Consider the following 7755-nt stretch of genomic DNA (forward strand, 5'->3'; position numbering starts at 1 on the left):
AGATAAAAACTCATTTAAATCACTTTGCTATTAAGTACAAATTGATTCTTAGAGCGAACCAGATTGCTTGGCAGGAGCTTAAAAATATGGCAGCTTAAAATTGACCGTGCGTAACATGAGTAATAATAAGTTGGTAATTAGGAAGTTTAGTTAATTCCTGACTTTCTTGAATGGTAAATAATTCTATATCAATTCGAACTAAATCGTTGAAACTAGGTATAAGCTTCACTATTGCAGCGCTCGCGGAAGTAGGCTGGATATAGGCTTCTTGATTCCCCCGAAACCCCATAAATTTATCGCTTTTAATCAGCTGTTTTGCCCAAAGATAAGACAAACCATAACAAAAACCATTTTCTAAACCAAGTCCAGGAATTAAGATTTGATTACAATGCACTACTACGCGCCCGCCAAGCTCACGGCATTTTTGATTATGCCGATAAGCTTGCATATTAACACCATGCTCAAGCACAGCCGCTTGTAATGCGGTTGTTTTTATCGTCGTTAGTTGACAACCCAAGGCGAGGTATTTCAATGCTCTGCCCAAAGCCTTATCACCATTCACAAGGGCCAATGCTTGTTGCTTTTCAATGTCCATTTCTAATTCTAGTAAGGAATAATCCGAGAAATGGGAGGGGTTTTTTTTCGGCTTATAACTTGCCTTTAAGCGCAACAAAAGAATTAGTTCATTAAACTGCTTACTGTATTCGTCTTTCAAAACACCTTGTTCTAAATGGTCCTCCAGTAAGGCGATAAGCAAAGGATCATCGTTGAGTAATAACTCATAAAGGGTGTTAAGAAAATCAGCGCCAGGTCTAAGAAAGTGCCTAAGTTTTGCCGCGGATAAGAAGTGTAAAAACTCATCCTTTTTCTTTTGATAGAGTGCAGCAAAATCACCACTTAAGCACTCATTAAGACATTCTAGGCGGGCTTCTATTTTTACAATTGCATTTTTACGGCGATAGGCTTTGAGGGGGGAAAAACCAATACTCATTTGGGCCAGTGATTTTAAACGCACTCCTAATTGTTCATGGAGAATTTTAAGACTCTCTTCCAAACAACGTGGTTCATGAGCCTTATGTTGTATAGCCATGATTTGCTTAACATAGCCATCCACAATAGCTCGATGTTCTGGCTTGAGCTGAATGAAATTTATTTCTTTAATAGCAGAAAAAACGCTTTTAATTAGCGGCATAAATATAATATATAAATCATTTTGTGCTTATTATAAACAAACAAGACGGGTATTTACTATCGAATTATCACTAATACAAATGCTAAGTTATTTAATCCGATGTTTCTTCCTTGCTTTATCGCAAATTTGCTAACGATAAGTATATAATAGTTCCCTTATTATTTGAGATAACTAGAGGAGCAGTAATGCGTGTATCCCAATGGTTTTTAGCAACGCAAAAAGAAACCCCTAATGATGCTGAAATTAAATCGCATCAACTCATGTTAAGAACAGGCATGATTCGCAAACTAGGCTCAGGCCTTTATACTTGGATGCCCTTGGGATTAAAAGTGTTACGCAAAGTAGAGCACATTGTGCGCGAAGAAATGAATAAAGCACAAGCCATGGAAGTATTAATGCCAGCAGTGCAACCTGCCGAACTTTGGCAAGAAACAGGGCGTTGGGAAACCTTTGGTGGTCAGCTTCTGAAAATGATCGACAGCAATAAAAGAGAATATTGCTATGGTCCAACCCATGAAGAAGTCATTACCGATATCATGCGTACTGAATTACAATCCTATAAGCAATTACCCGCTAATTTTTATCAAATCCAAACTAAATTCCGAGATGAAATTCGGCCTCGTTTTGGAGTGATGCGCGCCCGTGAATTCATCATGAAAGATGCCTACTCCTTTCATTTAAGCCTAGAGAGTTTACAACTAACCTACAAAGCCATGTATCAAGCGTATAGCCGTATTTTTGACCGCATGGGACTTAAATACCGGGCAGTAGAAGCAGATACTGGAGCCATTGGCGGTTCTGCATCACATGAGTTTCAAGTATTAGCAGACTCTGGTGAGGATTTAATTTTCTATAGTGATAAAAGTGATTACGCAGCGAATATTGAACAAGCGTCCAGTTTAAAACCAGAAAAAGCCCAAGATAAACCCAATGTTGCTATTCAGCTAGTTGATACACCTAATCAAAAAACCATTGCGGAAGTTACCCATTTTTTAAAAATTCCAGCTCATGAAACTGTAAAAACCTTGATTGTTAAAGGAAAAGAGCACCCCTTGGTAGCTTTAGTCCTAAAAGGTGATGACGAATTAAATGAGGTTAAAGCAATCAAACATCCTTTAGTTCATTCACCCTTAATTTTTATCGACGAAGAAAGTATTCTCAAAACGTTAAAAACACCGGTTGGCTCTTTAGGTCCAGTTAATCTTGCTATTCCAACCATTGTAGACCATCATGCTTTGGCCCTTCCCTCTTTTACTTGTGGTGCCAACGAAGCAGAGAAGCATTATATGCATGCCCAATGGGATAGGGATGTTAAAGACTATGACAGCTATGATTTACGTAATGTCAAAGAAGGCGATATAAGTCCAGATGGTCAAGGCACCCTTCATTCTTGCCGTGGTATTGAAGTCGGCCACGTATTCCAGTTAGGGGATAAATACGCCAAAGCGATGAATGCTGCAGTAATTAATGAGCAAGGACAACTACAAACGATGATGATGGGTTGTTATGGCCTGGGAATTACTCGGGTAGTAGCCGCAGCTATTGAACAGCATCATGATGAAAATGGTATTATTTGGCCACAAGCTATCGCCCCTTTTGAAGTAGTTATTATTCCAATTAATGGCCATAAATCGCAAACGGTTACTGAAAAAGCAAACGAGTTATATGAACAATTAACTCAACTTGGCCTCGATGTTCTTTTAGAAGACCGCAACGAACGTCCAGGCGTACTCTTTGCCGATCACGACTTAATTGGTATACCTCATCGAATTGTAGTAAGCGAACGGAATTTAGAACAATCTTGTGTAGAATACAAAGCCAGAGCGTCAGGAGAATCACAACAAGTACCCTTAGCCCAATGGCTGGAATTTGTTACTTCTCATTTAAAAATAGAAACTAAATAATTAGTTAATAAAAACCCATTTTAAGTTGAGTCATGATCCGGAAGGATTAAGCAAGGACTCAACTTAGCTCTCATAAAAGGTTGTTTTCTAAAGCCGCGAGCACTTGAGCTGCTTTAAAAAGAATAACCTTTTGTTTTTCTTGATCCATTTTATTCCAATTGAGATAGGCGTAATGAAGTCGGGGATTGCTTTGCAGCTTGTCTTGATGTTTTGCTATAAAATTCCAATAGAGAGAATTAAATGGACAAGCATTTACTCCTACCACGTCAGCAGGATTGTAAGCGCATGATTTACAAAAATTACTCATTTTTTGGATATACTTACCACTAGCAGCGTAGGGTTTACTACCCATAACACCGCCATCTGCATAAAGAGCCATTCCTAAAGTATTAGGCAACTCCACCCATTCAAAGGCATCAGCGTAGACTGCTAAATACCACTCACACACCTCTTCAGGCTTAAGACCAGCTAGGAGGGCAAAATTTCCTGTAATCATTAAACGTTGTATGTGATGTGAATAGGCCTCAACCTCTGTTTGGCGCACAACTTCTTTCATACAAAACATTTGCGTATCTTTACCCCAAAATAACAGAGGCAAAGGTTGAGATGCATTTAAATAATTTCTATTCCTATATTCCGGCATTAATAGCCAATAAATACCACGAACATACTCCCGCCATCCTAAAATTTGCCGAATAAAACCCTCCGTAGCATTTAAGGGTGCCAATTTTTGCGCATAAACCGCTTCTGCCATCCGACATAACTCCAGAGGCAATAAAAGCCCGGCATTGAGGTAGAAGGATAATTTGGAGTGGTATAAATTTACTTCATTAACACGCATGGCATCTTGGTAATCGCCAAAATACGCAAGGCAGTGCTCCATAAAATAGCTTGCCTCACAAAGAGCCTGCTCCCGGGTTACGGCAAAATTAAAAGGATACAAGTGACCAAAATGATTTTGAAATTCATTTTCAACCAAACTTAAGACATCAACTGTAAGCTCATCTTTGGGATGGATCAAACGATTAGGGAAATGTTCAATGTGGTTCGCATTTTTTCTATTTTGCTCATCATAATTCCAAGCTCCCCCCATCGGCTTCACTCTGTTTACTATGAGAACTTGATGCTTTTGACGCATCATGCGATAAAAATATTCCATTCGTAACTGTTTTTTACCCTTTGTCCACTGTGCGAATTCTTCGACAGAGCATAAAAACCGAGTATCTTCATGAATAAAGAGCGGTATGGACAATTTTTCTCCTAAGGTTTGCATTTTTTGATAAACACGCCATTCACCAGGATGAGTGAGATGTATCTCAGAAATACCCTCTTCAGCTATTGCTCGGTATAACTCTTTTTCAAAAGAACCGCCATTTTGAGCATCATGGTATTGAGTGTAACGTACTCGATAACCAAGTTCGGTTAAGCCTCGTGCAAAATGACGCATCGCGGCAAATAAAAAGGCAATCTTTTTAGGATGGTGGGCTACATAGGTAGCTTCTTCCTTTACTTCACACAAAAAAACCAGATCATGAGCTTTATCGATTAAGGCAAGAGAAGAAAGTGACTCACTCAATTGATCACCAAAAATAAAACATAATTTAGTCATCTTAATCCTAAATTACACTTTGAGTTTAGGACGAACTGAACTTAGCCCACCATCGATTGCCAACACTTGTCCAGTTACCCAACTATTTTCGGGGTTAAGAAAAAATAAAATGGCCTGAACTATATCATGTGGTTGACCAATACGACCCAATGCATGCATCGCAATTGATGCTTTAGCAGCTAGAGGATTCTTAATTAAGGTTTCAGTCAAAGGCGATTCAACCAGCCCCGGCGCCACTACATTGAAACGCAAATTAGCTGCAGCATAGGTAGCTGCAGCAGAGCGCGCTAAACCAATAATCCCTGCTTTAGCAGCAGCAATTGCCTCATGGTTAGGCAGACCAGTTAAGGCGGCGGCTGATGAAATAAGTACGACAGAACCGCCCTTGTTCATCGTTTTACCTGCTGCTCGTACAATGGCAAAAGCGGTGGTTAAAGAGGCATTAACTGTCTTTTGAAACTCATCAAAACTGGTTGTATGAGCATTTTTAAGTAATAAGGACCCTGCGCAATTGACAACCCCATCCAGGGTCCCCGCTTGTTCAAATACTGTTTCAACGGCAGAAAAATCTGACGCATCGAGAATAAAATCTGGTTTAATTTTATCGCTGCTTTGCGCTGTAGTGAGAATTTCATCCCCTCTGTTTTTTAAAGAATCAACCAAAAGCCTGCCAATCGCACTACTCGCAGCGATAATTAAATACCTAGCCATAAGCCCCCTATACCTTTTTTATAAAAAAGCCTACTATGAAGTAGACTCTTATCGACCGCAAGTATTTTTAGGAAATTATTAAGAACATGATTTTTAATGAATTAAATGCACTAACTATGCATAGGGCTATAATAGATGGATGTTATCGGGTTATCGTGCAACAAGAAGAGCTTAACCGAATTAATGTTTATCCCGTCGCTGATAGGGATACTGGTGATAATATGGCTTCCGTTTGCCTTGCGATCATTCAACATTCTGAAATAAGAACAAATATAACTTTAACCCTTGAGTCAATAGCACAGGCCGCGATTATAGGATCCCGCGGTAATTCTGGCATCATTTTTGGTCAATTTTTTATTGGTTTACATCAAAACCTTCCTGATTGCACTCATTTAAGCATTTCTCAATTCTGCATAGCGCTTAAGGAAATAGCGAAGGATATTGGTGCAATTTTAGCAAAACCGGTTGAGGGTACCATTATTACGCTTATTAAAAAACTTGCTGAGTTTGCCTCTGCACAAAATAATGAACATTCTTTTGCAAACATGATGAGCACTATAAAACCTCAGCTTAAGGAAGAAGTAGAAAAAACTGCATCGATGCTTAAAGTGGTTCAAGAATCAAAGGTGGTAGATGCCGGAGCCTTAGGTTTTTACTACTTTATGGAGGGGTTTACGGATTTTTTAGTCAAGGGCGTTAAACTCCAGTTACCTCCTGCACAACCCCTCGTTTTAAGTCAAGCACCTCTTCAACACCAAATCAACAAGCCCCCTAAATTTCGCTATTGTACTGAGGTACTTTTAAAAAACGCGTCAATTAAAAAACAAGAATTACTGCAACAATTTGAAAATCAAGGGGATAGCGCAGCTGTAATTGGTAACCAGGGCTTCCTTAAAATACACCTCCATACTAATGAGCCAGCTCGATTATTCGCCAGTCTGTATAAGTTGGGCACTCTAAAATACCCCAAAGTAGATGATATGCACCGGCAATATGAAATTCAGTTCGCAAAAAAACATCGCATCGCCTTAGTAACCGATTCAAGCGCTGATTTTCCACAAGAACTCTTAGACGAATATCAAATCCATGTAGTCCCTCTAAACATTCATATTGGCGAAAACGATTTTTTAGATAAATACAGTTGGGAATCTAATTATTTTTATAATCAGTTGCAGCACATTCCTGTTTACCCGAAAACCTCCTGCATTTCTCCCTATCACATCAAAAACCATTTAAACAGATTAAAAGCTTGTTATGAGCATATTTTGATTTTATCACTCTCCAGTGCCATGAGCGGCATGTATGGAGCCTTTATTGAGGCAAGCAAAGAAGACAAACAAATAGCAGTATTGGATACAAAAACCAACTCCGCAGCACATGGTTTATTACTCCATTACTCAGGACAGCTCATTGCCCAAAATCTCCCTTTTGTTGAAATCATTCAACAAGTCCAAGCGGCTATTAAGAATACCGTTATTTTTGTTTTAGTGAATCAATTTGACTCAATGATTCGCTCAGGCAGAATAAGGAAGCTATCCGGAAAACTTGCATCTTGGAGCCATATCAAACCTATAGTGTCTATAGACAAGCAAGGGAGAGGCTATATCGCAGGAAGCTCGTTATCCACTAATAAAGGTCTTAATAAGTTAATTCAGTTAGTCCAAAAACAACTTAAGAAGGAAAATGCCCACTTAGAAGATTATGCTATCGTTCATGCTGATAATACGCCTGATGCCATGGAGCTTGGGAAAATCAGCGCCTTATATTTTAAAAAACAACCACTTTTCATTAATACGGTCTCGCTAGTTATTGGCTTGCATGCCGGCAAAGGATGCGTGGCAATAGCCGCAAGAATAACTAACCGGAAAAACCCTTAATGATTATTTGCCTGGTATTTTTATTTATACTGGTTCACATGTCGATTATTTGGTTCTGGTACCGTATGTCCAAAAATCCATCCGTAGTTGATGTTGGTTGGGCATCAGGACTAACCCTAAACGGACTTATCTACCTAAGCCAACACTCGCTATCTCCAAGAACTGCAATCTATGGCAGCGCCTTATTGATCTGGGGCCTACGTCTTGGGGGCTATCTTTGGTGGACTAGAATCAGTCATAAAAAAATCGACAGACGCTACACGATATTGAGCCAAGCTTCGCATATTAAAACACCACTTTATTTTTTTATTAATTTTCATCTACAGGGACTTTTTATCTTTATTACTCATGTTACGCACATAAACTTGTAGTTTGACTAAAAAGCATTAGAATTCCGCCCTTAATTTTAGGGAGGGAATTAAATGGATATGCTTGATCTTTATAGTGATTATTTGATTTTCC

At 39.0% G+C, this 7755-nt stretch carries 6 protein-coding genes; 3 read left to right on the plus strand and 3 right to left on the minus strand.

Translation table 11 applies throughout. The features are described 5' to 3' along the window. Positions 1-94: 94 nt before the first annotated feature. Positions 95-1192 carry a hypothetical protein gene (locus ELY15_RS11725; protein ID WP_127100237.1) on the minus strand — a complete coding sequence of 366 codons (1098 nt, stop codon included), beginning with the start codon at positions 1190-1192 and terminating at the stop codon, positions 95-97. A gap of 185 nt (positions 1193-1377) precedes the next feature. Here ELY15_RS11725 and ELY15_RS11730 point away from each other — a divergent pair, with 185 nt between their 5' ends. Beyond that, a complete protein-coding gene (locus ELY15_RS11730) occupies positions 1378-3096 on the plus strand; it encodes a proline--tRNA ligase (protein WP_127100239.1) in 1719 nt (572 codons plus the stop codon). A 70-nt stretch (positions 3097-3166) separates the two neighbouring features. On the opposite strand, the gene ELY15_RS11735 is transcribed toward ELY15_RS11730, so the two are convergent. Further along, positions 3167-4705: a cryptochrome/photolyase family protein gene (locus tag ELY15_RS11735; RefSeq protein ID WP_127100241.1), complete on the minus strand. Its 1539-nt coding sequence runs from the start codon at positions 4703-4705 to the stop codon at positions 3167-3169. Positions 4706-4717: 12 nt separating this feature from the next. Next, positions 4718-5416, minus strand: a complete 699-nt coding sequence (locus tag ELY15_RS11740) for an SDR family NAD(P)-dependent oxidoreductase (RefSeq protein WP_127100243.1) — start codon at positions 5414-5416, stop codon at positions 4718-4720. 86 nt (positions 5417-5502) lie between these two features. Between ELY15_RS11740 and ELY15_RS11745 the strand changes: the two genes are divergently transcribed. Together ELY15_RS11745 and ELY15_RS11750 are read left to right on the plus strand one after the other, a co-directional pair. Continuing rightward, positions 5503-7293, plus strand: coding sequence for a DegV family protein (locus ELY15_RS11745; protein ID WP_127100245.1), 1791 nt, complete (start codon positions 5503-5505; stop codon positions 7291-7293). A 38-nt stretch (positions 7294-7331) separates the two neighbouring features. Continuing rightward, positions 7332-7664 carry a DUF1295 domain-containing protein gene (locus ELY15_RS11750; protein WP_255411100.1) on the plus strand — a complete coding sequence of 111 codons (333 nt, stop codon included), beginning with the start codon at positions 7332-7334 and terminating at the stop codon, positions 7662-7664. Positions 7665-7755: the final 91 nt, after the last annotated feature.

The organism is Legionella sp. km772, from assembly GCF_003989735.1.
In the GTDB taxonomy this organism is placed as follows: Bacteria; Pseudomonadota; Gammaproteobacteria; order Legionellales; family Legionellaceae; genus Legionella.